Origin of the sequence: Microbacterium salsuginis (genome assembly GCF_012524205.1) — a bacterium.
Lineage (GTDB): Bacteria > Actinomycetota > Actinomycetes > Actinomycetales > Microbacteriaceae > Microbacterium > Microbacterium salsuginis.
In genome coordinates this window covers 462,373-488,072 of the sequence record NZ_JABACI010000005.1, presented here as the reverse complement: position 1 = coordinate 488,072, position 25,700 = coordinate 462,373, and the positions used below count along the sequence as shown (strand labels likewise).

Here is a 25,700-nt window from a genome sequence, read left to right as displayed (position 1 = left end):
GTTTGGTGACAGCCTCCCTCCCGGTGCCGAATGACATCGATCCGGAAGAGCCGGACGGTCACGCCAGTGCGCCGGTCGTCCGGCTTCCCGCGACGGTGAAGCCGGCCTCCGACGCGCACGAATCGCCCCGCAAGCCGCGGCCCAAGGGCGGGCGCAAGCCCGCCGCCAAGACCAAGCGTCCGACGCAGGCCGCGGCTCCGGTCGCGGATCCCGGTCCGCCACCCCCGCTGCCGACGGACCTGGATGTCGCAGCGATCGTGGCGGCTGACATCGTGGTCCCCCCGAAGCCGCCGCTCCCCGCGCCGCTGACCGAAGCCGTCCCCTCGGCGGTCGAGGAATCCGAGACCGGTGCCCTGGCCGAACCCGAGTCCGTCTCGGTCGAGCCCGAGATCGAGCCGGAACCCGAGGCCGAGCCTCAGGTCGAAGGCGAGCCTCAGGTGGAAGGCGAGCCTGGAGTCGAGACCGAGTCCCAGGTCGAAAGCGAGCCCCAGGCCGGAACCGAGCCCGAAGCGCACGCGACGGCCGTCGTCGAGCGTGAAGCCGATACGGTCCGGGCCGCGACAGTGGTCGAGGATGAAGGCGCCGCGCCGGTCGAGCACGAGGCGGAGGTCGGGCCGGAGCACGTGGTCGCACCGGTCATCGTGCCTGGCCGCGAGCCTGAGCCTGAGCCCGAACCAGAGCCTGAGCCCGCGGCCGCACCGGTCGTACCGCCGCCTGCGGCCGCGGCATCCGGTGACGTGCTCGTTCTTCGCGGGGTCACGAAGCGGTTCGGCGGTACGCATGCCGTCGAGGGCATCGACCTGACCGTCCCCGCCGGCACGTTCTATGGTCTGGTCGGCCCGAACGGTGCCGGCAAGACCACGACGCTGTCGATGATCGCGGGGCTGCTGAATCCCGACCGCGGCACGATCCGGGTCGGTGGCGTGGACGCCGCGGCGAAGCCGCTCGCGGCGAAGAAGCTGATGGGCGTCCTGCCCGATCGCCTGCGCACATTCGATCGCCTCACGGGGCGGCAGCTCCTCTATTACTACGGTGTTCTGCGCGGGCTCTCTCCGGCGGTCGTGGAAAGCCGGACAGCCGATCTGGCGCGCGCGTTCGATCTGGAGGGCGCGCTGGGGCGCAGCGTCTCGGACTATTCGGCGGGCATGCTCAAGAAGGTCATGCTCGCGGGAGCGCTGATCCACTCTCCGCGCCTGCTCGTGCTCGATGAGCCGTTCGAGGCCGTCGACCCGGTCTCGAGCGCCATCATCCTCGACATCCTCTCCACGTACGTCGCGCATGGGGGGACGGTGATCCTCTCGAGCCACGGCATGGAGCTCGTGGAGCGCGTCTGCACGCGCGTGGCCGTGCTGGTGGCCGGGCAGGTGCTTGCTGAGGGCACCGTCGACGAGGTGCGCGGCGAGCTGACGCTCGAACAGCGTTTCGTCGAGCTCGCCGGCGGCCTCAGCGACGTGGAGGGCCTGGAATGGCTGCACACGTTCTCCGACTGAGGCTGGCGCTGCTCTTCGGGACGCTGCGCGGCCGCCCGTCGCATGTGATCCGCGTCGTCGCGGGGCTGGTGATCCTCGCCGGGGCGACCGCTGCGGCGTGCTGGGCGATCCTGACCATGCGGGACGCCGACACCGATGTCGTCCTCGCCGTCACGGTCCTCGGCGGCTCGGGCGTCACGCTCGGATTCGCTCTCGCACCGCTCATCGGCGCGGCGGAGGATCCGCTGGACCCGCGACGTTTCGCACTGCTCGCACCGTCGCGAGGCCGGCTCGCCGCGGTGCTCGCCGTGGTGGGCCTGATCAGCGTGCCCATCCTCGTTCTGCTCGCGATCGCCGTCAGTGCCGCCGTGGTGTGGTCGGAGTCGGGCGTGCCGCCCGTGTTCACGATCCTCGGGGTGGTTCTCGGAATCGTCACGTGCTCCCTTCTCGCGCGGGTGTGCATGGCCCTCGCGGCCCTGTTCCTTCGGGAGCGCCGCTCTCGCGAGCTGTCGGGCGTGTTCGTCCTGGTGGTGCTCGTCGTGGTGGTTCCCGTCGGCGTCTTCCTGGCATCCCTCGAGTGGGAGGGCACCGTCCCGCCGCAGCTGGTCGAGGCCGTCTCGACACTTGCCCTGACCCCGCTGGGAGCCGGGTGGGCACTCCCGGGAGTCGTGGCGACCGGCGGCAACCTCTGGCTCACCGTCGTCGTCGCCGTCGCGACGGTCGCGGTCCTCGGCCTGCTGTGGACGTGGGCCGTGCACCGATTGCTCACCACGACCGAGCGCCCCCTGTCCACCCGCGACCGCGGCGGTCTCGGCTGGTTCGCCGTGGCGCCGGGCACACCGGGTGGCGCGATCGCCGCACGCAGTCTGCACTACTGGTTCAGGGACAGGCGCTATGTCGTCAACGCGTTGATCATCCCGATCGCCGCCGCGATCACGGTCGTCCCTCTGCTGATCGCCGGGGTTCCCCCCGAGCTCGTCGTGCTGGTGCCCGTGCCGTTCGCGGCGCTCTTCCTGGGATGGCTGCCGCACAACGATGTCGCATACGACTCGACGGCGGTGTGGATGCATGTCGCCAGCGGCGTGCGAGGGATCTCGGACCGCGTCGGTCGCCTCGTCCCCGTCGTCCTCATCGGCGTGCCCCTGTTGGCCGTCGCGATCCCCGTCGCGATCTCCCTGCATGGCCGATGGGCGCTGCTTCCCGCGATGGTCGGCGTGTGCGCCTCGCTCTTCCTCGCCGGTCTCGGATTATCGAGCGTCTCGTCGGTGCTGGCCCCCTATGCGGTCTCACGCCCGGGCGAGAGTCCCTTCCAGCAGCCGCAGCGCACCAGCGCCACGGGCGCGATCGCGCAGGCGCTCGTGATGCTCGGCGGGCTCGCGCTGGCGATCCCCGCGCTGTGGTGGTCGTGGCGCGCTCTGAACGGCGAGGCGGATGCCGCGACCACGGCGATGTGGACGGGCATCGGTGTGGGACTCGGTGTCCTCGTCGTGGGAGTCGTCGTCGGATCCCTGGCATTCGAGCGACGCGGCGGGCGGATCATGGAGTTCGCGGAGGCGACGTGAGCCGGGTCCCGCGCGCTGCCGACGGGCTAAACTGACTCACCATGAGCACACCTGTCGAAGGCCCCGATCAGGGTGGACTCGCGACCCTCGACCGCGAGCTCGAAGAGCTCATCCGCGAAGAGAGCGTCGAGCCGGGCGATCATGAGCGCTTCTCGCACTACGTGAAGAAGGACAAGATCCTCGAGTCGGCCATCACCGGCAAGCCGGTGCGCGCGCTGTGCGGGAAGAAGTGGACGCCGGGCAGAGACCCCGAGAAGTTCCCGATCTGCCCCACCTGCAAAGAGATCTACGAGTCCCTCGGCGGCTGAGCATCCGGCTGGGCCGGCTCACTCCGCGTCGACGTAGACCGTGGGGATCGCCGGATCGGAGCGGCTGAGCGCGAGAGCCCGTACCGGCAACTCCTCGCGTACGCGTGCGTGGTGCGCGCGCGCGGCCTCGACGCCCGCGGCTCCTTCGTACGAGGCATCCGGTTCCCCCTCGGCCATGAGCGTGACCTGCAGCGCACGCGCTCCGGGATGTGACGCCACGGTCTGCAGCTGCTCGAAGCCGTCCGAGACGGCGATCAGCTCGCTCGTGGCCGTGCCGTCGTCGAGCGTGCGGAAGGCGGCCTTGCGGCCGCCCTTGGATCCCTTGTCGGTCGAGGCCTTCGCCACCGCGACCCAGCCGCCGGCGTCGTCCTGCCGCGCGACGAGCTTGTAGACCATACCGGCCGTCGGGCTTCCCGAGCCGGTGACCACCGAGGTCCCGACCCCGTAGGAATCGACAGGGGATGCCGCCAGCGACGCGATCGCGAACTCGTCCAAGTCGCTCGTCACGGTGATCCGGGTGCCGGTCGCGCCCAGCTCGTCCAGTTGGGCACGCACATCGGCGGCCACCGTCGGCAGGTCGCCCGAGTCGATGCGGACGCCGCCGAGCCCGGCACCCGCGACCCGGACCGCCGTCGCGACGCCCTCGCGGATGTCGTAGGTGTCGACCAGAAGTGTCGTCTCCACGCCGAGCGCCTCGATCTGCGCGCGGAACGCAGCCTCTTCGCTGTCGTGCAGCAGGGTCCACGAGTGCGCAGCGGTGCCCATTGTCGGGATGCCCCAACGCCGTCCCGCCTCGAGGTTCGAGGTCGCGCCGAAGCCGGCGATGTATGCGGCTCGCGCGGCGGCGACGGCCGAGGACTCGGCGGCGCGCCGCGACCCCATCTCGGCCAGCGGGCGCTCTCCGGCGGCGACGCTCATGCGGGCGGCGGCCGTGGCGATGGCGGAATCGTGGTTGAGGACGCTGAGGGCGAGGGTCTCCAGAACGACGGCCTCGGCGAACGTGCCCTCGACGGTGAGGATCGGCGAGCCGGGGAAGTAGAGCTCGCCCTCGCGGTAGCCCGTGATCGAGCCGGTGAAACGGTATTCCTCGAGGAAGTCGAGGGTCGCGGCATCCACCACGTTCTCGTCCTTCAGGAAGCGCAGCTCGTCCTGGCCGAACCTGAAGTCGCGGATCAGCTCCAGCAGGCGCCCCGTTCCCGCGACGACGCCGAACCGTCGTGCCCCCGGCAGACGGCGGGCGAACAGCTCGAAGACGCAGCGTCGCTCGGCGGTGCCGTCGCGCAGCGACGCGTCGAGCATCGTGAGTTCGTAGCGGTCCGTCAACAGCGCGGTCGAGGGACCGCCGTCCTGAGCCTGTCGAAGGGTCATGCGGGTCAGCCTAGTGATCGGCTGGCGTAGGCTGGGGCATCGTGACCCTTCGGCAGGCTCAGGACGGCGCGGACGCGCCGATCGGAATCTTCGATTCCGGTGTCGGCGGGCTCACCGTCGCCCGTGCCGTCTCGGCTCAGCTGCCGCGCGAGTCGATCCTGTACATCGGCGACACCGCGCGATCGCCGTACGGGCCCAAGCCCATCGCGGATGTGCGCCGCTACTCGCTCGAGATCCTCGACGCGCTCGTCGATCAGGGCGTGAAGATGCTCGTGATCGCGTGCAACACCGCCTCGGCGGCGATGCTGCGCGACGCGCGGGAGCGCTACGACGTCCCGGTCGTCGAGGTGATCGGGCCGGCCGTGCGCACCGCGATGTCGACAACCCGCAACGGCCGCATCGGGGTCATCGGCACGGCCGGGACCATCGGATCGGGCGCCTACCAGGACATGCTCGAGGTCAACGAGAGGCTGACGGTGTTCGCGCAGGCGTGCCCGCGCTTCGTCGAGTTCGTCGAAGACGGCGTCACCGACTCGCCCGAGGTGCTGGCGGTCGCCGAGGAGTACCTCGCGCCGCTGCGTCACGCCGGCGTCGACACGCTCGTGCTGGGCTGTACGCACTACCCGTTCCTCGAAGGCGCCATCAGCTATGTGATGGGCCCCGAAGTGAGCCTCGTCTCGAGCGACACCGAGACCGCGAAGGACGTCTACCGGCAGCTCGTGTCGCGCAACCTGCTCGCGGGACCGGATGCCACGCCCCGCCACGTCTACGAGGCCACCGGCGCGTCCGCCGATGAGTTCCTCGACCTCGCTCACCGGCTCATGGGCCGCGAGGTGACCGCCGTCCGGCTCGTGCAGACCGGCGCCATCGACCTTCCGACCGCCTGACCCGAGGAGCCTCCATGACCGAACTTGTGCGCGCGGACGGTCGCGCCGCCGACCAGTTGCGTCCCATCACCATCGAGCGCGGGTGGTCGAGCCACGCCGAGGGCTCGGCGCTCATCTCGTTCGGCGGCACCAAGGTGCTGTGCACCGCGTCGTTCACCAACGGCGTGCCGCGCTGGCTGGTCGGCAAGGGCAAGGGCTGGATCACCGCGGAGTACGCGATGCTGCCCCGCGCCACCAACAGCCGCAACGACCGCGAGAGCGTCAAAGGCAAGATCGGTGGGCGCACGCATGAGATCTCCCGGCTGATCGGCCGGGCGCTGCGCGCCGTCGTCGACACCAAGGCTCTGGGTGAGAACACCATCGTCATCGACTGCGACGTGCTGCAGGCGGACGGCGGCACCCGGACCGCGGCGATCACCGGCGCCTACGTCGCGCTCGCCGACGCGATCGAGTGGGGTCGCGCGAAGAAGTTCATCGGTCAGAAGGCCACGCCTCTCCTCGACTCGGTCGCGGCGGTCTCGGTGGGCATCGTCGACGGCGAGCCCCTCCTCGACCTCGCGTACGTCGAGGATGTCCGTGCCGAGACCGACATGAACGTGGTCGTGACCGGCCGCGGACTCTTCGTCGAGGTGCAGGGCACGGCCGAGGGGGCGCCGTTCGACAAGCGCGAGCTCGACGCGCTGCTCGAGCTCGGCGTGAACGGCTGCGCGGCGCTGCGCGGCCACCAGCTCGCCGCCCTCGAGCCGGTCGCTTCGGAGTGACGGACGTGAGCCGGTCGTTGAGCGAGCGAAGCGAGTCGGAACGCAGCATCGTGCTCGCGACGCACAACCCGCACAAGGTCGAGGAGTTCCAGGCGATCGTCGCGGGGACCCGCCCCGACCTCCAGGTGATCGGCTACGACGGACCCGAGCCGGTGGAGGACGGCGTCACCTTCGCTGAGAACGCCCTGATCAAGGCCCGGGCCGCGGCCGCGCACACCGGGCTCCCGGCTCTCGCCGATGACTCGGGCATCTGCGTCGACGTGCTCGGCGGAGCGCCCGGTGTCTTCTCGGCGTATTGGGCCGGACACGCGAAGGATGCCGCCGCGAACCTGAACCTCCTGCTCGACCAGCTCTCCGACATCCGGGATCCCCACCGCACCGCACAGTTCGTGTCGACGATCGCCCTCGTCGTGCCGGCGGGGTCACCGGGATCGGATGCCGGCGTCGAACACGTCGTCGAAGGCATCTGGCCCGGACGCCTGGCCACGGCGGCCGCCGGGGCCGGCGGGTTCGGGTACGACCCCGTGTTCGTGCCGGACGGCCAGCCCGCGGATGCTGAGCGGACCGTGGGCGAGTGGACCGCGGCGGAGAAGAACGCGGAGTCCCACCGCTCGCGCGCGTTCGCCGCTCTCGCGCCGCTCCTGGCCGGACTCTGACCCGGTCCCGCTCAGTCGAGTGAGGCGATCGGCAGCTCGAGCGCCGAGGGATGCCCGGCGCCCGCGTGCACGGTGCAGGTGATGCGCGGGCTCGAGCGGTAGAGCGCAGGGAAGGATCCCCACAGCGGATTGCGCGGCGACAACGAACGCCCGCCGACGTGAAGGCGCAGCTCGTCGCCCGCACGGAAGAGCGTCGCCGATGGTGCGAAGTCGATCTCCACCGGCTGCGGCTCTCGCGTCGCAAGGACCCGCCGAAAGCCCGTTGCGACGTAATCCCGTCCGAATCCGTACGAGCCCTCGAAGGGGATGAAGCGGTTCGCGGTCCATTTGGACAGCCCCGCGAACAGCGACAGAGGCGCTTCCTCGGCCGCGCTGATCCACAGCCGCACGCGAGCCTCGCCGGTGACCTCGGTGTCTTCGTCGAAAGTCCACGAGAAGGCCGCCGCACGACGGCGTGCCGGAAACGTGACCGGGGAGGCGTGCTCGGGCACGGCAGTGTCGAGCGCGCCGTGGCCGCTCAGATGGAGCGTGCGGGTCTCGCCGGGCGGGGGCCATCGGTCCTCGTGGCGGACCGCGAGCACCGCGTCGCGTCGCTCTCGCACCTCCAGCCGCACGCGGGGCAGGGTCTGCGCAGCATCCTGGAGATGCGTCTGCAGAAAGGCGAGCTGCGCCGCCTTCGCCTCGTCGCCGTAGAAGGTCGCCCACTTGCCGCCGCGGTGCGTGTAAAGGTGGCGCGCCGAGGACGAGACCTCGCGGAAGGCCCGGAAAGACCCCCTCGTGTGCAGATTCGCGTCCGAGAAGCTGCCGCACACGAGCATCGGCACGTCGATCCGCCGCAGGTCGGGCACGAGCGAATCCCACCACGCATCTTCGTCCGGACGTGCCGCGACCTCGGCGCCGAGGTCCGGCGCCATGCGCGCCGATCGGCGCACGAGCGTCGTCCACAGTCGTGAGAAGCCGACTTCGCGGACGCCGCCGGGGTAGAAGAAGTCCTGGTACGCGTTCGTGAACCCCTCCCAGGGAGCGATCGCCCGCAGGTGTGGCGGGCGCGTCGCCGCCACCTTGTACTGCGAAATGGCGAGATACGACACGCCCAGCATGGCCACGCCGCCGTCGCACCATTCCTGCTGTGCGATCCACTCGATCGCGGCATGGAGGTCCTGCGCCTCCGCGTCGCTCATGAGAGATCCGACCCCGTCGGAACGACCGGCCCCGCGCACGTCGAGGTTGACGAGCGCGAATCCGCGCGGAACCCACCACGACGGGTCCGGCGCCTCCCAGCTCGTCTCGTCCGAGATGTGGATCTGCTCGGTCTGGCGCAGAAACCGGAACTGCGGGTTGATGCGATACCCGCGCCGGGTACGACGGGGAAGGACGTCCTTCCCATAGGGGTGTGCGCAGAGGATGGCGGGCACGGGTCCGGCGCCGGCCTGCAGATAGACGTTGGCCCGCAGGATGGTGCCGTCCCGCATCGGGATCTCGACGTCCTGCTGCTTGCGCACGCGAGGATCCATCGGCGTCACGACGACCGGGGGTCGCAGCATCCGGGAGACCCGTTGGAGGGCGTACTGCGCGGCGCCGGAACGTCGCCAGGGCCGATCGGTCGTGGGCGTCGTGCGCTGCATCACAGCGGCACGCTAGCACCCACCCGCACCGCCGGGGTGAGAAGGACACTCATTCCCGAGTACGTGAAGTGCGCCGCGCGGACGGAGTCCGCCGCCTAGCCTGGAGACATGCACGACCATGCGCCGAGCGGCGTCCGCGGGGCGGGTAACCGTCGCCTGCTGGCGATCTCGCTCGCGATCACCACGGTGGTCATGGTGGTGCAGATCATCGGCGCCGCTCTCTCGGGTTCGCTCGCTCTCCTCGCCGATGCGGCGCACATGTTCACGGATGCCGCTGCCTTGGTGATCGCCCTGGTCGCAAGCATCGTCGCTGCGCGGCCGGCGAACGATCGCCGCACCTTCGGGTACCAGCGTGCCGAGGTGTTCGGAGCCCTGGTCAACGGCATCATCCTCATCGCGTTGTCGGCGTGGGTCGCCGTCGAAGGCGTCTCGCGCCTCTTGTCACCCTCCGATGTCGAGGTCGCCGGCGGACTCATGCTGGGCGTCGCCATCGTGGGTCTCGTCGCCAACGCGGTGGCGATGTGGTTGCTGAGCTCGGCGCAGCGGCGCAGCATCAATGTGCGCGGCGCCTACCTCGAGGTGCTCGGCGACCTCATCGGCTCGGCCGCGGTCATCGTCGCGGCGATCGTGATCCTCGTGACCGGGTGGGCGCAGGCCGACGCGATCGCGTCGCTGTTCATCGCGGCCATGATCATCCCGCGAGCGATCGGACTGATGCGCGAGGTCGTGTCGGTCCTCGCCGAGTCCGTGCCGAAGGGCACGCACGTCCGTGAGATCCGCGAGCACATCCTCGGGACCCCCGGTGTCGTGGATGTGCATGACGTGCACGTGTGGCAGCTGACGCGCGGCGCCCCGGTGTTCTCGGCCCACGTGGTGGTCGACGAGGCGGCGCTGCAGGACGGCAGGGCATCCGGCATCCTGAGTCAACTGCAGACATGTCTGTCGCAGCACTTCGACGTCGCGCATTCGACCTTTCAGCTCGAGCCGGCCGGTCACGTCGAGCACGACGCCCACGCGTGACCCCGCGGGCCTCAGTTCTCGCGTCGCACCTCTGCCGGTGACTTGTCGGGACGCAGACCCCGCCACCGCGGGTGGCGGAGGATGCCGCCCGGCGTGAACTCGCCGTACTCGACCTCGCCGACGAGTTCGGGCCGCACCCAGAGCGCGTCTCGGGCGTCGAGCGGCGGCACGCCGACGAGGGGGCTCTCGTCGGTGCGCAGGGGAGTGAGCTTCTGCAGCAGCGTGGCGAGCATCGAGTCGCTGAATCCGGTGCCGACGCGGCCCGCGTACTGCAGCCCGTCAGCCCCCGGAATGCCCAGCAGCAGCGAGCCGAACGTGCCGCTGCGTCCGCCCTTGCCGGGACGGATGCCGGCGATCACCACCTCCTGGGTGTGCGTGATCTTCACCTTGAGCCAGGACTCCGATCTGCCTGCCCGGAGGTACCGCGACGCCGGATCCTTCACGACGATGCCCTCCAGTCGCAGCTGCCGGCTGACACCGAGCGCCGCATCGACGTCGTCGAACACCGGCGGAACCGCGATCGCGTCGACGGTGTCGTCCGCGATCGCTTCGAGCACGTCCCGTCGCTCCCGCAACGGCAGGACGGCCAGGTCGTCCCCGTCGTGCGAGAGCACGTCGAACAGGTAGTAGCGCACGGGCGTGCGGCGCGCCTCGCGGGCGATGTCGCCGGCCCGCTCGAGGTTCATCCGGGTCTGCAGCAACGGAAAGCTCGGCCGTCCGTCCGGTTCCAGCGCCACGAGCTCGCCGTCCACCACCGCCGGCTCGTCGCCCAGGCCGGCGTCGACCGCCGTCAGCTCGGGGTAGCGGTGGGTGATCTCGTTGCCGCTGCGCGCGTAGAGGCGCAGTCGCGAGCCGTCCCACGAGCCGACGGCGCGGATGCCGTCCCACTTCATCTCGACCCACGACGGCTCGCCCCATCGCTGCGCCGACTGGCGGGCCGCGGCCGGGGTCGCGGACGTCGCCAGCATCGGCCGGAGGGCGTCCGCAGGTGGAGCGGCAGCGGCGGAAGGTGCGACGTCGGTGCGCGGTGCCGGCCCGGGTGGGGAGCGGCGGGCGGATGCCGCGGGCCGAGGCTCGTCGGCCTGCGGGCTGGGCTCGACGGGGATGCCGTCCGGCTGCGGCCGGCCGTCGGCATCCGTCTTCATCCGATGCAGCAGCCAGCTGGACTTCTCACCGTCGCCCTCGGTGCGGATGAGGGCCAGCCGGACGCGTCCGAGCGGACCTCCCGGTCGACCTTCGAGCGTCGCGATGATCTCGTCATCGCGCCACTTCTCGAGGTCGTACCGGCCGTCGTCCCAGATGGTCACCGTGCCGCCGCCGTACTCGCCGGCGGGGATCGTGCCCTCGAACGTGGCGTACTCCATCGGGTGGTCCTCGGTCTGCACGGCGAGGTTGTTGCGCTTGTACGAGTGCGGCACGCCCCGGGGCACCGCCCAGCTGACCAGCACGCCGTCGCGCTCCAGGCGGAAGTCCCAGTGCAGCCGCGTGGCGTGATGCTCCTGGATGACGAACTGCGGCTTGTCGTCCGTAGGGGCCGCCCCGAGCGGATTGCGCGGCACCGGCTCGGGGGTGCGGTCGGCGCTGCGCTTGGCGATGTAGGGCGCGAGCGGGCCGGTCTCGGCTTCGCGACCGCCGGCGTGGAAGCCCAGCGGCGCCATCGGGTCGCCGATCTCGTCGATGCGCTCGAGCACCTCGGTGAAGTCGAGGTGGCGCAGGTCGGGGTCGTCCAGCTCTTCCCACGTGCGTGGAGCGGCGACCGTGGGATGCATGCGCCCGCGCAGAGAGTACGGCGCGATCGTCGTCTTAGAGCCGTTGTTCTGGCTCCAGTCGATCAGTACCTTGCCGCGTCGCTCGGACTTCTTCATGCTGCTGACCACGAGGTCGGGATGATCCGCCTCGATCGCGCGGGCGAGCTCGTTGGCCAGGGCCGACGCCTGCTCGCTCGACTGCCCGGGCGGCAGTGCCGCGTAGAGGTGGATCCCCTTGCTCCCGCTGGTCACCGGGTAGGGCTCGAGGCCCATGCCTTCCAGGATCGTCCGTGCCCAGCCGGCGACCGTGGCGCATTCGGCCAGGCCGACGCCGGGGCCCGGGTCGAGGTCGAGCACGAGACGATCGGCATCACCGCGTGCGCCGTCCGGAGCGAAGCGCCACTGCGGCACGTGCAGCTCGAGGCTCGCGACCTGCGCCAGGTACACCAGCGTGGGCACGTCGCCCACGAGCGGATAGTCCTTCGGTCCGGTCGAGTGGGGGATCGGCATCCGTCTCACCCAGGAGGGTGCGCCCCGCTCGAGGTCCTTTGCGAAGAAGACCATGCCGGGATCGTCCTCGGTGCCGACGCCGTCTGGCCACCGTTTGCGGGTGACCGGGCGCCCGACCACGTGCGGGATCATGACCTCGGCGATGCGCGTGTAGTAGTCGATCACCTCGCCTTTGGTGGTGCCCGTCTCGGGGTAGAGCACCTTGTCGAGGTTGGTGATACGCAGTCGCCTTCCGCCGATCCGCACCAGTTGCTCTCCGCCGGGCATGGGTTCAGGGTAGCCGTGACCGGTGTTACCGGTGTGTACTTGTGGGATGAGGGCGATCTGGAAGGGTGCACTGACGTTCGGGCTCGTGAACGTGCCGGTCAAGGTGTACTCCGCGACCGAAGACCACGATGTCTCGCTGCATCAAGTGCACAACAAGGACGGCGGACGCATCCGCTATCAGCGCGTGTGCGAGATCGACGGCGAGGTGGTGCCGTACTCCGACATCGACAAGGCGTACGACGACGGCGAGAAGACCGTCGTGCTCACCAAGGACGACCTCGCGTCGCTCCCGGCCGAGAAGAGTCGTGAGATCGACGTCGTGGAGTTCGTGCCGAGCGACCAAATCGATCTGCTGACGCTCGATCGCGCGTACTACCTCGAGCCCGACTCGGCGTCGCCCAAGGCGTACGTGCTCCTGCGCAAGACGCTGGAGCAGACCGACCGGACCGCGATCGTCCGCTTCTCGCTGAGGCAGAAGACGCGCCTGGCCGCGCTGCGGGTCCGCGGTGACGTGCTGGTGCTGCAGACGCTGCTGTGGGCCGATGAGGTGCGCGAGGCGGCGTTCCCGGCCCTGGACGAGTCGGTGCGCATCTCTGCGAAAGAGCTCGAATTGTCGGCATCCCTCGTCGAGAGCTTCGCCAGCGACTTCGATCCCGAGGAGTTCACCGACGAATACCAGGCCGAGCTCCGCACGCTGATCGAGGCGAAGCTCGAGAAGGGCGACGCCGTCGACACCGCCGAGACCTTCGGCGACCACGAGGAGGAGGAGACCGGCGGCGAGGTCATCGACCTCATGGCGGCTCTGCGGGCGAGCGTCGAGAAGTCACGCGCGGCGCGCGGCGGCTCGGACTCGAAGGAGTCCACGAAGAAGGATGCCGGGGGCTCCGCGAAATCCGAGAGCAAGGCGTCCGGCTCGTCGGCCAAGAAGCCGGCGGCCAAGAAGACCGCCGAGAAGAAGCCGGCAGCCAAGAAGAAGGCTTCCTGACGCGACGACCCGACTCCGGGTCCCGGTTCAGCCCTTCGGGGCCTCGCCGTGCTCGGGCCCGCGCTCGAAGACCTCGGGGTCGAGGACGAGTGCCTCGGCCTCGGCCTCGTCGGTGACGACGTCCTTGCCGGCTGCGGCGGCCTTCTTGGCCTTGCTGCGCTCGCGAAGGTAGTGCCACAGCGTGACCAGGGCGGTGCCGCCGACGGCGATCAGCAGAATGATGTCGATGTACTCGGTGACGAGGTCACGCACGAACGGGATGAAGCCGATGGCGTAGCCGAACATCGTGAGGCCGAAGCCCCACAGCACGGCCCCGATGAGGTTGTAGAGCGTGTACTTGCCCTTGTGCATGTGGCCGACGCCCGCCGCGACCGGCGCGAAGGTGCGGACGATCGGCACGAAGCGGGCGAGGATGATCGTCAGGCCGCCGAAGCGCTCGAAGAACGCGTTGGTGCGCTCGACGTTCTTGACGCTGAACAGACCGCTCTCTTTGCGTTCGAAGACCGCGGGACCGGCCTTGTGGCCGATGAGATAGCCGACCTCCCCGCCGACGAACGCGGCGAGCCCGATGAGGAGCGCCACCCACCACACGCTGATTCCGAAGACGCCGTTCGGCGCCGCCGCGGTGGAGTGCGACAGCAGTCCCGCGATGACCAGGAGGGTGTCACCGGGCAGCAGGAAGCCGACGAGCAGGCCCGTCTCGGCGAATACGATGAAGCAGACCACGACGAGGGCCCACGGGCCTGCCCATGCGATGATCGCGGCCGGATCGAGCCAGGGGATCAGGGCGGTAGGAACTGCGTGCACGGTGGGATTCCCGTCGGTCGAGGTGTCGGCGGTCTGCGAACGTCCGCGTGCGGAAGGTGGGACTTGAACCCACACGCCCGGAGGCACAGGAACCTAAATCCTGCGTGTCTGCCAATTCCACCACTCCCGCGAGTGGGATCAGTCTACTGACGCCGCTGGGGGTCGGCTGTGGGGCCGACCCCCGTATTCGTGCACTGGTCAGCGCGAGAGAACCGTGTTCCCCTCCGCCGCGAGTGCCGCGCGCACCCGCTCGGCGCGTCGCGTGTCCTTGACGAGCCACCGGTGCGCGCCCGGCTTGCGCGCCTCCGTCTTGATCTGCGAGATCGGGCTCTTGCAGGCCTCCTCCTTGAGGAGCGCGCCCAGGCGCCCGGGCACGTGCAGGCGGATGGCCGTGTCGTCGAACCGCGCGAACTGGAAGATGCCGTAGTCCCGCCCGAGGCTCACGCACATCGCGCCGATGCCGCGGTCGAAACCGGCCGGTTCCTCGCCGGAGATGCGGTTCAGCACGGTGTCGGCCGCGTGCGAGCCGAGGGGCAGCGCCGCCTGGCAGCTCATGCGCAGCGGCACGTGCGACGGGGAGGCGGCGTCACCGGTCGCGACGATGCGGTCGTCGTCGACGCTGGTGAGCGTCTCGTCGGTGACCAGCCGGCCTTCCGCGTCGGTAGTCAGCCCGCTGTGGCGGGCAAGGCCCGCGGCGGCGAAGCCCGCGGTCCAGATCGTCACGGCACTGGTCACCGTGCGCCCGTCCGCCAGTTCCACCGCGTCGGGCGTCACCGCCGCGGCAGTCGCGGCATCGCCCTCGAGCAGGACCACGTGCAGGGCCTCCAAGCGGCGGCGGATGGTTCGACGCGCGCTCGGGTGGCTGTACGGGCTCAGGATTCGACCGCATACGAGCGTGACGCGACGACCGAGCTCGGCCAGTTCTGCGGCCGTCTCGATACCGAGGGGTCCCGATCCGACGACGACGACGGGGGAGTCCTTCGGGGTGCCGGCGAGGACCCCGCGGACGCGCTCGGCCTCCTCCAGGGTCGAGATCGGCAGCGCGAACTCCGCCGCACCCGGCACCTGCAGCGAGGCGCTCGAGCTTCCCGCCGCGTAGACGAGATAGTCGTACGACAGCGGTTCGCCCTTCTCGAGGGTGACGCGTCGCCGCGCTGGGTCGATCGCGGTTGCTGTGTCGACCACCAGCTTCACCTCGCCCGCCAGCAACTCGTTGAACGGCATCACCGCATCGTCGGATCCGCCGACGAGCTGGTGCAGCCGAATCCGCTCGACGAAGCGATCGCGCGGGTTCACGAGCGTCACCGACACATCGCTCCGCTGCGTGAGGCGGTTGGCCGTCATCACTCCCGCGTAACCGCCGCCGATCACGACGACGTCGATCCTGTGTCCTGTTGCGCCCAGCATGGGTGCCTCCTTCGTGTCGATTCCTTCGACATGGAGACACCGCGCAGCGGGAGGATGTGACATCCCGCCGCCGGGCACGTCTCAGCGGCGAATGCCGAACACGAAGTAGCTGGCCGGACCGATCCAGTTGATGAGGATCGCCGGGATCCATGCGGTCTTCGGCCCGCGCACGTCGTCAGGGTGGCGGTTCGCAAGGTCCCAGAACGCCAGGAAGGCGAACACGACCTGCACGATCCCCGCGACGCCGAGGCCCGCCTTCGTACCGGGAGAGAGCTCCATCTTGGTCCTGCTCATCATGGTCCTTCCGTCTCTGAGACCATCCTGCCTCGCGCCCGCTCCGTGCGCATCTGTGGATAACTTCCGGATGCTCCCGCCCCGACTTGCGAGGATGCTTCGGTGACCCTCGCGCCCACGCCCGTCTCGACGCTCGTCGCCGAGCGCGTCCGGGAGCGGCTCCGGGCGGAGCGCGCCGATCCCTCGCGGGACCCCGATCTGGCCGCACAGATCGCCCGCGCCGAAGTGCGCAGGCACAACGACTTCGCACTCGCGAGGGGGTTGGCTCCGGTCGACGACGAGGCCGCCTGCGTGCGGGACGTTCTCGCGTCGGTCGCCGGATACGGCCCGCTGCAGGCCTACCTGGACGATCCCACGGTCGAGGAACTGTGGATCAACGCGCCCGACCGCATCTTCGTAGCGCGCGGGGGAGTGCCGGAGCGCACGCCGCTCGTGCTCACCGAGACCGCCGTACGCGATCTCGTGGAGAGGATGCTGCAGTCCAGCGGCCGTCGCGTCGATCTCAGCCAGCCCTTCGTAGACGCCTCGCTGCCTGATGGCTCCCGTCTGCACGTGGTGATCCCGGACATCACCAGGCGCCACTGGGCCGTCAACGTCCGGAAGTTCCTGCCCGCGTACCGCGACCTCGGTCGCCTCGTCGCGGCCGGCTCTCTCGATCCGTCGGCGGCGCATCTGCTGCAGGAGGCGATGGTGCAGGGCCGCTCGGTGCTCGTCTCGGGCGCGACTCACGCGGGCAAGACGACCCTGCTGGGAGCGCTCATCGCGGCCTGCCCGCCCACGCACCGGATCGTCACCGTCGAGGAGACCTTCGAGCTCGCGGTGGCCGCCGCCGACATCGTCTCGCTGCAGGGCCGCCAGCCGAGCCTCGAAGGAACGGGCGAGGTGACGCTGCGGCGCCTGGTCAAAGAAGCACTCCGCATGCGCCCCGATCGTCTCGTGGTCGGCGAGGTCCGCGACGCCGAGGCGCTCGACCTCCTGCTGGCACTCAACACCGGTGTGCCGGGCGCGGCGACCATCCACGCCAACTCGGCCCGCGAGGCGCTGAGCAAGCTCGCCGCCCTGCCCCTGCTCGCCGGACGCAACATCGACTCATCCTTCGTGCTGCCGGCGGTCGCGGCATCCGTCCATCTCGTCGTCCACTGCGAACGCGACGCGTCCGGCGCTCGCCGCGTCGTCGAGATCGTCGCCCCGGCCGGGGTGGACGGCGGCATCATCGCAGCCAGGACGCTGTACCGAGCGGGCGCAGCATGACGTTCGTCTGGGGAGCAGTGCTCGCAGCAGGTCTCCTGCTCGCGCTGTCTCCCTGGCTATGGCCGTCCGTGGTGCGCGACGCATCGGATGCGAAGCCCGGCCGGCTTTCGCGGCTGCTCGAGGACTCGGGGATGGCACGCATGTCGGCGACGTCGGTGGTCGTGGTCGCCGTCTGCTGCGCGGCGGTGGCCGCCGCGACCGCGTGGCTCGTCACCCAGGTGGCGGTCCTCTCCCTGGTCGCTGCGGCAGCCGGCGCACTCGCGCCCTTCGCATGGCTGCGCGCTCGACGTTCGCGACTGCTGCGCACGCGCCGCACCCTCTGGCCGGACGTGTGCGACCTGCTGATCGCATCGGTGCGTGCAGGCATGTCGCTCCCCGACGCCGTCGCGAGCCTCGCCGACTCCGCTCCGGCGGAGTTGCGGCCCGCTTTCGCCGCGTTCGCACGCGACGTCTCGGCCTCGGGCCACTTCGATTCCAGTGCGCAGCGACTCAAGGCGAACCTCGCCGATCCGGTCGCCGACCGCATCGTGGAGACGCTGCGCATGGCTCGTCAGGTCGGCGGCACGGAGCTCACCGCCGTGTTGCGGGCGTTGGCGACGTCCGTCCGCGCCGACGCCGCCCTGCGCGCCGAGGTCGAGTCGCGTCAATCCTGGATCCGTGGCGCCGCGGTGCTCGGTGTCGCCGCGCCGTGGGTGATCCTGGCGCTCCTGGCCATGCGCCCCGAAGGCGCGAAGGCGTACGGAAGCCCCGAGGGCATCGTCCTCATCCTCGCCGGTGCCGCGGTCTCGTTCGTCGCCTACCGCGTGATGATCCGGCTCGGCCGGCTTCCCGAGCCGCGGCGGTGGTTCGGGTGATCGGCGGCGTCGCGGGGGAGGTCGCTTACGCGGTCGTGCTCGGCACGGCGCTCGGAGTCGGGGTCTGTCTGCTGCTCTCGCTCGCCCCGCGCTGGGGTGCACCCAGCCTTGCCCGGCGCATCGCCCCGTACATCCGCGACGTCACCGATCCGCGCGGGCTCGATGTGACGACCGGCCCGGGGTACGACCCGACTCTGGCGTGGGCGGTGCTGCAGCGCCGGTTCGCGCGCGTGATCGGCGGAGACGAAGCGGTGACTCGGCGCCTGCAGCGGGCCGGGTGGACGATGGATGCTGCGCGCTTCCGTGGCAGGCAGCTCGCGTGGGCGGTGGTCGGGCTCGCGGTGGGCGGGGCGCTGGTCGTGGGGCTCGTGCTGCTGGGCCGTGGTTCGCCTGCCTTGGGCCTGCTGCCGCCGCTCGCCGCGGTCGGCGGTGCGTTCGCGTGCGACGCGTGGCTCACCCGCGCCTCGCGGGCGCGAGTCGGCCGCATCGAAGAAGAGCTGCCGACGGTGCTCGAGTTCCTCGCACTGTGCCTCTCGGCGGGCGAAGGGATCCTCGACTCGCTGCGGCGCGTCGGAGATGTCGGGGCGGGTGAGCTCACCGCCGAGTTGCGCGGCGTCGTGGTCGCCGTGGGAACCGGATCGCCGCTGTCGGAGTCGCTCGGGCGGATGGCGGCGCGCCTCGAGATTCCGGCGCTCTCGCGGTCGGTCGACCAGCTGGTCGCGGCGATCGATCGGGGCGCACCGCTCGCGCACGTGCTCCACGCACAGGCTCTCGATGCGCGCGAGGACGCCAAGCGCGGCCTCATCGAGCGGGCAGGCCGCAAAGAGATCTACATGTTGGTGCCGCTGGTCTTCCTGATTCTGCCGTTGAGCGTGCTGTTCGCGGTGTTCCCCGGGATCTTCATGCTTCGACTGGGTATCGGCTGACCTCACGGTCGGAAGGAGAAGGAGATGAACATGACGTGGATGCGTCGAGCGATCGACAGGCTGCGCGCCTCGGGGCAGGACCTCGCGGATGACGAGCGAGGCGATGTGCCCGGCTGGGTGCTGATCACGCTCATGACGGCGGGGCTGGTCGTGGTGATCTGGGCGCTCGCCGGCCCGGCGCTGGCGGGGCTGTTCGAACAGGCCATCGAGCGGGTCTCGGGCTTCTAGGACGTGCGCGGATTCCGTGCCCGTCTCGCGACGGGCCTGCGTGCCCGCTTCGCGGCGGCGGGCAGGGATGAAGAGGGCTCCAGTCCGGTCGAGTTCGTGCTGGTCGGCACACTCCTGACAGTGCTGACGCTCGGTGTGCTGCAGTTCGGCCTCGCCGTGTACGTGCGCAACGTCGTGCACGATGCTGCGGTCGAGGGCGCCTACCATGCGGCGCTGGCCGACACGTCGCTCGATGAGGGAGCAGCGCGCACGCGCGACATCGTGACGCGGACCATCGGTGCCGAATACGCCGCCGATGTGAGCGTCCGCGAGACGACCGACCTCGGGCACGCCGCGGTGGAGGTGCGGGTTGCCGCGACCCTGCCGCTGGTCGGCCTGCTCGGGTCTCCGAGATCGATGGAGGTGATCGCCCATGCGCCCATCGAGTCGTTCGACTGACACCGATGCCGACCCGGACCGCGCGGACGATCGGGGCTCTGCAGCACTGGAGTTCATCCTCGTGGGTCTGCTGATGCTGGTGCCCTTGGTCTATCTCGTCGTCGCACTCGGGTCGATCCAGCAGCAGTCTCTCGGCGCCGAGGCCGGGGCGCGGCACCTCGCGCGCGCGATCTCGACCGCGGTCGACGCCGCCGATGCCGACGCGCGAGCCGAACGCGTTCTCTCCTCGGTGCGCGACGAGTACGGACTCGACGACGTCGACGTCGATATCACGTGCCGGCCGGCAGGCGTGTCGTGCCCCGCCGCCGGAGCAACGCTGATCGTGACCGTTCGCAGCGCCGTGACACTGCCGCTCGTGCCGCCCGTGCTGGGCCTCGACCAGATCGCGTCGATCCCGGTGGAGGGATCGGCAGCACACAAGGTCTCGCGATTCTGGGGGGCGTCGTGACACGCGTGCGCGACTCCCGCGCCGAGCACGGACAGGACGACGAGGGCAGCATCCTGATCCTGACCCTCGGCTACGCGGTGCTCGCGCTCGTCGCGATCCTCATCTGCGTCGCCGCGACGAGCCTGTACCTGTCGCAGAAGCGATTGGATGCGCTGGCGGATGCTGCCGCCCTCGCTGCGGCGGATGGCTTCGAGGTGACAGTGGTCGACGGTGCACCGCTCGCAACCCTGACGGATGCGGCAGTCCGACGGCAGGCGGAACTGATGGTCGCCGAGGTCGGCCGGGACGCGGTGCTCCTATCGGCCGAGACGCCCGACGGCGTCTCGGCGCGGGTGACGGTCGCAGGCACATGGCATCCGCCCGTCGTCACGCTGTTCGTGCCCGACGGCGTCGCGCTCGAAGCGACCGCCACGAGTCGTACCGCGCTGCGCTGACACGTACGGTTTGTCGAACGATCCAGCCCGTCACCAGCCGTGCAGGTTGAACCACTCGCGTCGGCTGCCGGCCTCGGCATCCGTTTCGAGCGCATCCGTCGTGTCGTGCTCGGCGAGTCGTCCGGCACCGTCGAGGGGCACGAACCGCTGGCAGCGCGCGCACAGCGCTCGGCCGTGTGGGTAGCCGTCGGGCAGGCGAGCGGCCGGCTCGCCCGGCTCGCCGGAGCCCGGGCATCGCGGTGGGTCGGCAGAGGCATCCGTCCACATGATCGTGCGATGGCGATGCAGCCCGGGGTGCCCGAGCGGCCGCGTGCAGCGACGACCCGCGCTGCGACTGCGGCAGAAGCGGACGACACCACCGCCGGTCGCATCCGATCCGCTCATGTGCACGAAGGTAGCGCGACCGCTGGTGCGCGGGAGCGGAATGTCGCTAGAGTGAACGCCGCACCGGTGCGCCGCACCCCGACCGGAAGGAGGAACACGATGGCTGTCTTCGCCATGTCTCGCGTCAGTTCCCTTTCCCGCGAGGCCGCCCGCACCCACTGAGATCGGCGGCCTCCAGTCACTGGAGTCTTCCCCGATGTCATCTCTGCGCTTCGACGCAACGTTTCCTTCGGACAGCCCGCTTCTCGAGCCGGGGCCCGATCAACGCTGGACCACCTGGCCGGCATCCTCTCCCACCCAGCGCGGACCGCTGCCGTATCCCGAATGGGTGGTCACCGAGGCCGGCGCCTTCGACACCGAGCTCGGCATCGTCAAGACCGGCAAGGAGGCCGACCTCTACCTGATCGAGCGCGCGGTTCCCGGCACGACCGGCACCCTGCTCGCGGCGAAGCGCTACCGCAGCACGCATCACAGCGACTTCCACCGCTCCGGAAGCTACGAGGAGGGGCGCGTGATGCGCAACACGCGCGACGTGCGCGCGGTCGGCCGCAAATCGGCGCACGGCCGCTCCGTGGCCGCCGGGCACTGGGCGGCGAGCGAGTTCGCGGCGCTGTCGCTCGCCTGGCGGTCAGGCGTGCCGGTGCCCTATCCGGTGCAGGTGAGCGACACCGAGGTGCTGATGGAGTTCATCGGCGACGGGCGCGCGGCCGCGCCGCGGCTCGCGCAGTCGCGGTTGCACGGCGGGGAGCTCGCCGATGCGTACCGCCAAGTCGTCGAGATCCTCACGGCGTTCGCTCGCGCGGGGTTCGCGCACGGCGACCTGTCGCCGTACAACCTGCTCGAGCACCACGGCCGCATCGTGGTGATCGATCTGCCGCAGATCGTGGATGTCGCCGCCAACCCGCAGGGCATGGACTTCATGTACCGCGATGTCATCAACGTCTCGACGTGGTTCGCGCGCCGTGGCCTCGACAACGACCCCGAGTCCGTGTTCGCCGACCTCGTCGCCGCGATGTGGTGACCCGCGCGGCATCGAACCGTCGCACGTGGCCACTCCGATTCGCCGGGTCACGGCCGCTTGCGACGGACGACAGGGCGGTGGGAGGCGGGGGAGACGGGGCAGGGGCTCCACCCGCCGAAGCGGATGGAGCCCCTGCCGGTGGCGAGTGGGATCAGCCCCTGCCGTTGCCGCCGCCCTTGACGGGCGTCGCCTGGAACGCCTTCTCGATCTCCTGTGAGAACGTGTTGCCCTCGGCATCCGTCGCCGTCACCCGCAGGTCGACCCAGCCGCCCTTGTCGGACACCGGGATCTGAGCGGCGTACCCGCTGACCCACGCGCGAGACGTGACGAAGATGTCGCCGTCGCCCTCGACCGGTCCGGTCGGGGCGTCCGTGGTGGCCGGTGCGAGGGACACCGGCACCCACTCGCCCCCGGCGGTACGGGCCTCGAGCGTGGCGTCGGTGATCGCGCCGGCGGGTACCGTGCCGGCGACGTGGCCCAGTTCGAGACCGAGTGGGATGCTGGAGCCCTTGCGTCGTCCCTCACCCACGAGGTTCTCGGCGTTGACGTCGACGTCGTAGAACGCCTGGATCATCGGCAGGAGCCGGTTCTCCCAGTCGCCGAGCTGCCCGGCCGAACGGAAGGTCCACTCGCTGACGGTCCTCGTCGAACCGGTGAGGTGCGCTCCGTCATGGGTCGCGGTGCTCACCACGCGCCAGTCCTGCTCGCCGTCGGGCAAGTCGTACAGGCTCGCACCCTGGGCGCTTGCCTGCTTGACCAGCCGACCGTCGATGTACACGTCCGTCAGCTGCTGCACCGTCGCCGGCTCCATCCAGGTGTCGAACGCGCCGGTGTGGTCGGCGCTGCCGCCGTCCGCCCAGCTCGGAACGTTGATCTGGGCGTAGTCCGACACACGGTAGGGCACCCAGTAACCGAGTCCGACGTAGGGACGCACGATCCCGCCGAAGTACTCGGCCTCGAGCTCCTGGCCGGGCTCGTACGTGCGGAGGATGTCGCGCATCTCCCATCGGACGGACTCCACGCCGACGCCCTGGTTCCAGCGCAGATCCTCGGTGTTCACCCACTCCTCCCGGGTCACTCCCCGTTCGGCGATCATGAAGTACCCCGCCCCGTACTGCGCGCCGGGCACGAAGTCGTACCGGAACTCGCCGAGCAGCTCGGTCTGACCGTGGTAGGTCGTATCGATGCGCGTCAGGTTCGCGGGCGCGTAGGCCAGGTCTTGCGGGATCTCGCCCTCGCTGTAGCGGGCGATGTCGTACACCACGTCTGCGTACTCGTCGCCGACTGCGGTGACGGTCACCTTCTTGTTCGCGATCTGCGCGAGCAGTTCACGGCCCTCGACGCCGCTGACGGCGGCGACCGCGATGGGCGCGTCGGACTCGAAGTCGTCCGAACCCACCCAGGTGCTCAGCTCGCCGTCCGCGTCGTTGACCAGGATGAGCAGCTTCGCACCGGCGGATGCCGCGTTGGCGGCCGCCTGTCCGGGCGTCACGGTCTCGGAGCGCGTCACGACAGCGACCTTTCCCTCGACGCCGGCCGCGGCGATCTCGTCGACGGTTCCCTGCCCGGCATCGACAGCTGCAGCCTTGATCTCGCCGTCGAGGAACGTCGATCCGACCTGGAGCACGATGTCGAGCGGCTTCTTGCCGGCCGCGACCGTCAGCATCGGCTCCCACAGGCGCCAGCGCGTGGTGAAGTCGAATTCAGCGTCGTCGACCTTCATGGGCTGAGCCCACAGCTCGTCGACGAGAACGGGCACCATCGCGCTCGCGGTGAACTCGTCGGCCTGGAAGTCCATGCGGGCGAAGGACTGCTCGAGGTCGTCACGTCCGACGTCGACCGTCACTTCCTCGGCCGCGCGGGCATCGAGCGCCACCGTCGAGTCCTCGGTCAGCGAAAGCTTCGGGTCACCCGTCAGCACCATCGCGAGCGTGTCCGGCGTCCGATTGACGTCCATGTACGACATGACCGAGTAGTCGCCCTTCCGCAGGCGCAGCGTCGTCTCGCCTTCGACGAGGACCGGCTCGACCCACTGGGCCGCGGCATCCCACACCATCGCGTACGCGTTCACGGGGTTGCCCTCGAAGTCCGTCGCCGTGATGGTGAGGTCGTAGCGCTCGGCCTCGGCGATCGTGCCGAGCGCCGTGCGCGTCACGGCCACGCCGTCCACTGACCCGACGAGCGCACCCGACAGTTGCGTGCCCGCAGGGACCTTTGCCGGGTCCACGGTCATGGTGACGGTCGCGCTTGCGCCCGCGGGAATCGTGAGCGTGTCCGTTCCGAGCGTCAACGCGTCGAACGCGATGCCGGCTGACAACGGACCAGGTGCCGCGTCGCCGCCGGGCGTGGTGTCGGTCAGCGTCGCGGTGAGCGCGACCGTGATCTCGGCATCCGTGCGGTTGGTGTATTCAATGGCGCGCTCGACCGGCGTCGGCTCCTCGCCCCACATCAGCATGCCGAAATCGCCGGAACCGGATGCCACGACGGGAGCCTCGAGCGCGGCGTCCACGTCGATGACCCCGGTGCCGCCCTGGTACGCGGTGTACCCGAGGTCGGTCGCGGTGCTGGCCAGCGCGGCCTTCAGCTGCTCCGTCGTGTAGTCCGGATTCGCGCTGAGCAGGATCGCCGCGGCACCCGCGACGTGCGGCGTCGCCATCGACGTGCCGCTCATCGCGATGTAGGCGCCTTCGCCGCCGCTGTCCGCCGAACGCGCAGCGGTGACGTCGTTGCCGGGGCCGGTCACATCGGGCTTCAGGGCACCGGAGCGCGAGAGCGGACCCTGGCTGGTGAAGTACGACAGCGCACCGGACGGGTCATCCACCGAGCCGACCGTGAAGGCCTGTGCAGCGGACCCGGGGGCGCCGATCGACTCGGGCGAACCCGCATTGCCTGCAGCGACCACGAACAGGGCGCCGGTGGATTCGGCGATCTGGTTCAGCGACTCCGCCATGAGGTCCTTGCCGTCGGACGGCGACATCGACCCGAGGCTCATCGACACGATCGGCGCGTTCTGGCCGGCCCACTCCATGGCGTCGATGATCCAGGAGTCCTGTCCGTAGCCGTCCGCACCCAGCACCTTGCCGATCAGCAGATCGGCGCCGTCGGCGACGCCACGGTGCGTGCCGTCCGAGGCGGCGCCGGTGCCTGCGACGGTCGAGGCGACATGCGTGCCGTGACCGTTGGGGTCGTCGGCGACCCCTTCGCCGGGCACGAAGCTCTGCGAGCCGGCGAGGATGCGACCCTGCAGATCAGGGTGGGTGTCGTCGTATCCGGTGTCGAGCACGGCCACCGTCACGCCGTCACCGGTGTAGCCGTCCGCCCATGCCTCGGGGGCGTCGATGTAACCGACGCTCCCGTCGAGCGAGGCCTTCACCTTGCCGTCGAGGTGGATCGCCTCGATGCCGTTCGCGAGCGCAGGGGCGGCTGAGAACGAGCGCGCGCTCGGCGCAGTCAGCGCGCTCCACGCCGATGCGGCTTCGGCGTGCCCGACGGTCGCGGCGGCGCCGCCGATGCTGGGCAGCTCGGCCTGCACCTCGAGACCCGGCGCGGGTGCAGAGAAAGCGCGAGCGGTGTCGGCATCCTGTTCCAGAATGATGGGCGTCGCATCCACCGACGCGTCGTCGTAGCCGAACTCGATGAGCAGCGAGACGTTGAAGAGGTCCTGATCGAGTGCATCGGAGGCCAGGTAGGGCAGTGCAGCGTCGGGCACCACGTGCAGCTCGTCGCCCACCTGATACGTCCGGACGCCGGCGCCGGGCACGGCCGTCTCGACGTCGACGGTGTGCGTGCCGTCGGACAAGTCGGTCACCGTGACGCGATCGCCGGTGATCAGCGTGACGGAGTGAGAACTGCCGGCGACCGCCGCGGCGGGGGCGGGGGGACCGTCGACATCGGTGACGGCGGTCGCCGGAAGCGTGGCGAGGCCGATGCCTGCGATGCCGATCGCGAGGCCGCTTGTGGCGGCGACGCTCGGGCGCACGCGGCGGCCGATGGGCTGGGGTCGTGACATGCGTGAGCCTCTCTGGGGGTAGGGGTCGATATC

General features: G+C 70.3%; 24 protein-coding genes and 1 tRNA gene. 16 read left to right on the top strand and 9 right to left on the bottom strand.

All coding sequences use genetic code 11. The annotated features are described in order from the left end of the window. The first annotated feature begins 5 nt into the window (after nucleotides 1–5). The 3 genes from HF576_RS18395 to HF576_RS18385 are packed head-to-tail and all read left to right on the top strand — an operon-like array spanning nucleotide 6 to nucleotide 3,339. The gene (locus tag HF576_RS18395; protein ID WP_343234346.1) at nucleotides 6–1,490 is read left to right on the top strand and encodes an ABC transporter ATP-binding protein; all 1,485 of its coding nucleotides are present in this window, start codon (nucleotides 6–8) and stop codon (nucleotides 1,488–1,490) included. Continuing rightward, entirely contained in the window at nucleotides 1,466–3,031 is a 1,566-nt protein-coding gene (locus HF576_RS18390; protein ID WP_168914263.1) for a hypothetical protein, read from the top strand. Before HF576_RS18395 ends, HF576_RS18390 begins: the two co-directional genes overlap by 25 nt. A 41-nt stretch (nucleotides 3,032–3,072) precedes the next feature. Next, nucleotides 3,073–3,339, top strand: a complete 267-nt coding sequence (locus HF576_RS18385; RefSeq protein WP_168914262.1) for a DUF3039 domain-containing protein — start codon at nucleotides 3,073–3,075, stop codon at nucleotides 3,337–3,339. An 18-nt stretch (nucleotides 3,340–3,357) separates the two neighbouring features. On the opposite strand, the gene HF576_RS18380 is transcribed toward HF576_RS18385, so the two are convergent. Beyond that, on the bottom strand, nucleotides 3,358–4,707 hold the full coding sequence (locus HF576_RS18380) for a nicotinate phosphoribosyltransferase (RefSeq protein WP_168914261.1): 1,350 nt from the start codon (nucleotides 4,705–4,707) through the stop codon (nucleotides 3,358–3,360). 41 nt (nucleotides 4,708–4,748) lie between these two features. On the opposite strand from HF576_RS18380, the gene murI reads away from it, so the two are divergent. The 3 genes from murI to rdgB are packed head-to-tail and all read left to right on the top strand — an operon-like array spanning nucleotide 4,749 to nucleotide 7,011. Continuing rightward, nucleotides 4,749–5,594: a glutamate racemase gene (murI, locus tag HF576_RS18375; RefSeq protein ID WP_168914260.1), complete on the top strand. Its 846-nt coding sequence runs from the start codon at nucleotides 4,749–4,751 to the stop codon at nucleotides 5,592–5,594. Between the two features lie 14 nt (nucleotides 5,595–5,608). Continuing rightward, nucleotides 5,609–6,355 (top strand): ribonuclease PH, encoded by a 747-nt coding sequence (rph, locus tag HF576_RS18370; protein WP_168914259.1) that lies wholly within the window; start codon nucleotides 5,609–5,611, stop codon nucleotides 6,353–6,355. Further along, the gene (gene rdgB / locus HF576_RS18365; RefSeq protein WP_425523020.1) at nucleotides 6,352–7,011 is read left to right on the top strand and encodes an RdgB/HAM1 family non-canonical purine NTP pyrophosphatase; all 660 of its coding nucleotides are present in this window, start codon (nucleotides 6,352–6,354) and stop codon (nucleotides 7,009–7,011) included. Before rph ends, rdgB begins: the two co-directional genes overlap by 4 nt. Nucleotides 7,012–7,022: 11 nt before the next feature. Here the strand turns inward: rdgB and HF576_RS18360 are convergent, their stop codons facing one another. Then, nucleotides 7,023–8,636 (bottom strand): CocE/NonD family hydrolase, encoded by a 1,614-nt coding sequence (locus HF576_RS18360; RefSeq protein ID WP_168914347.1) that lies wholly within the window; start codon nucleotides 8,634–8,636, stop codon nucleotides 7,023–7,025. 108 nt (nucleotides 8,637–8,744) lie between these two features. On the opposite strand from HF576_RS18360, the gene HF576_RS18355 reads away from it, so the two are divergent. Next, the gene (locus HF576_RS18355; protein ID WP_168914258.1) at nucleotides 8,745–9,656 is read left to right on the top strand and encodes a cation diffusion facilitator family transporter; all 912 of its coding nucleotides are present in this window, start codon (nucleotides 8,745–8,747) and stop codon (nucleotides 9,654–9,656) included. A gap of 11 nt (nucleotides 9,657–9,667) precedes the next feature. On the opposite strand, the gene HF576_RS18350 is transcribed toward HF576_RS18355, so the two are convergent. Then, nucleotides 9,668–12,181, bottom strand: a complete 2,514-nt coding sequence (locus tag HF576_RS18350) for an ATP-dependent DNA ligase (protein WP_168914257.1) — start codon at nucleotides 12,179–12,181, stop codon at nucleotides 9,668–9,670. Between the two features lie 46 nt (nucleotides 12,182–12,227). On the opposite strand from HF576_RS18350, the gene ku reads away from it, so the two are divergent. Continuing rightward, nucleotides 12,228–13,166, top strand: coding sequence for a non-homologous end joining protein Ku (ku, locus tag HF576_RS18345; protein ID WP_168914256.1), 939 nt, complete (start codon nucleotides 12,228–12,230; stop codon nucleotides 13,164–13,166). A gap of 27 nt (nucleotides 13,167–13,193) precedes the next feature. On the opposite strand, the gene HF576_RS18340 is transcribed toward ku, so the two are convergent. From HF576_RS18340 to HF576_RS18325, 4 genes are all read right to left on the bottom strand, one after another. Next, nucleotides 13,194–13,973: a VTT domain-containing protein gene (locus HF576_RS18340; protein ID WP_168914255.1), complete on the bottom strand. Its 780-nt coding sequence runs from the start codon at nucleotides 13,971–13,973 to the stop codon at nucleotides 13,194–13,196. Nucleotides 13,974–14,021: 48 nt separating this feature from the next. Beyond that, nucleotides 14,022–14,103, bottom strand: a tRNA-Leu gene (locus tag HF576_RS18335). 68 nt (nucleotides 14,104–14,171) lie between these two features. Continuing rightward, complete coding sequence (locus HF576_RS18330) at nucleotides 14,172–15,380, bottom strand: NAD(P)/FAD-dependent oxidoreductase (protein ID WP_168914254.1); 1,209 nt, start codon at nucleotides 15,378–15,380, stop codon at nucleotides 14,172–14,174. An 81-nt stretch (nucleotides 15,381–15,461) separates the two neighbouring features. Continuing rightward, nucleotides 15,462–15,674: a PLDc N-terminal domain-containing protein gene (locus HF576_RS18325; protein WP_240949012.1), complete on the bottom strand. Its 213-nt coding sequence runs from the start codon at nucleotides 15,672–15,674 to the stop codon at nucleotides 15,462–15,464. Between the two features lie 102 nt (nucleotides 15,675–15,776). On the opposite strand from HF576_RS18325, the gene HF576_RS18320 reads away from it, so the two are divergent. The 7 genes from HF576_RS18320 to HF576_RS18290 are packed head-to-tail and all read left to right on the top strand — an operon-like array spanning nucleotide 15,777 to nucleotide 20,253. Beyond that, nucleotides 15,777–16,925 (top strand): ATPase, T2SS/T4P/T4SS family, encoded by a 1,149-nt coding sequence (locus tag HF576_RS18320; RefSeq protein WP_168914252.1) that lies wholly within the window; start codon nucleotides 15,777–15,779, stop codon nucleotides 16,923–16,925. Next, the gene (locus HF576_RS18315) at nucleotides 16,922–17,779 is read left to right on the top strand and encodes a type II secretion system F family protein (protein ID WP_168914251.1); all 858 of its coding nucleotides are present in this window, start codon (nucleotides 16,922–16,924) and stop codon (nucleotides 17,777–17,779) included. Before HF576_RS18320 ends, HF576_RS18315 begins: the two co-directional genes overlap by 4 nt. After that, on the top strand, nucleotides 17,767–18,705 hold the full coding sequence (locus HF576_RS18310; protein WP_343234344.1) for a type II secretion system F family protein: 939 nt from the start codon (nucleotides 17,767–17,769) through the stop codon (nucleotides 18,703–18,705). The genes HF576_RS18315 and HF576_RS18310 overlap by 13 nt, the downstream gene beginning before the upstream one ends. Before the next feature lie 39 nt (nucleotides 18,706–18,744). Beyond that, nucleotides 18,745–18,933 (top strand): hypothetical protein, encoded by a 189-nt coding sequence (locus HF576_RS18305; RefSeq protein ID WP_168914345.1) that lies wholly within the window; start codon nucleotides 18,745–18,747, stop codon nucleotides 18,931–18,933. Between the two features lie 36 nt (nucleotides 18,934–18,969). After that, nucleotides 18,970–19,371 carry a TadE/TadG family type IV pilus assembly protein gene (locus HF576_RS18300; RefSeq protein ID WP_168914344.1) on the top strand — a complete coding sequence of 134 codons (402 nt, stop codon included), beginning with the start codon at nucleotides 18,970–18,972 and terminating at the stop codon, nucleotides 19,369–19,371. Beyond that, nucleotides 19,346–19,819: a TadE family protein gene (locus HF576_RS18295; RefSeq protein ID WP_168914250.1), complete on the top strand. Its 474-nt coding sequence runs from the start codon at nucleotides 19,346–19,348 to the stop codon at nucleotides 19,817–19,819. Before HF576_RS18300 ends, HF576_RS18295 begins: the two co-directional genes overlap by 26 nt. Beyond that, nucleotides 19,816–20,253: a pilus assembly protein TadG-related protein gene (locus HF576_RS18290; protein ID WP_343234342.1), complete on the top strand. Its 438-nt coding sequence runs from the start codon at nucleotides 19,816–19,818 to the stop codon at nucleotides 20,251–20,253. Before HF576_RS18295 ends, HF576_RS18290 begins: the two co-directional genes overlap by 4 nt. Nucleotides 20,254–20,283: 30 nt before the next feature. Here HF576_RS18290 and HF576_RS18285 read toward each other — a convergent pair whose 3' ends face one another. Then, nucleotides 20,284–20,637, bottom strand: a complete 354-nt coding sequence (locus HF576_RS18285) for a hypothetical protein (RefSeq protein WP_168914249.1) — start codon at nucleotides 20,635–20,637, stop codon at nucleotides 20,284–20,286. Nucleotides 20,638–20,833: 196 nt separating this feature from the next. Between HF576_RS18285 and HF576_RS18280 the strand changes: the two genes are divergently transcribed. Continuing rightward, a complete protein-coding gene (locus HF576_RS18280) occupies nucleotides 20,834–21,658 on the top strand; it encodes a serine protein kinase RIO (protein ID WP_205835398.1) in 825 nt (274 codons plus the stop codon). A 151-nt stretch (nucleotides 21,659–21,809) separates the two neighbouring features. Here HF576_RS18280 and HF576_RS18275 read toward each other — a convergent pair whose 3' ends face one another. Beyond that, nucleotides 21,810–25,667 (bottom strand): S8 family serine peptidase, encoded by a 3,858-nt coding sequence (locus HF576_RS18275; RefSeq protein ID WP_168914248.1) that lies wholly within the window; start codon nucleotides 25,665–25,667, stop codon nucleotides 21,810–21,812. Nucleotides 25,668–25,700: the final 33 nt, after the last annotated feature.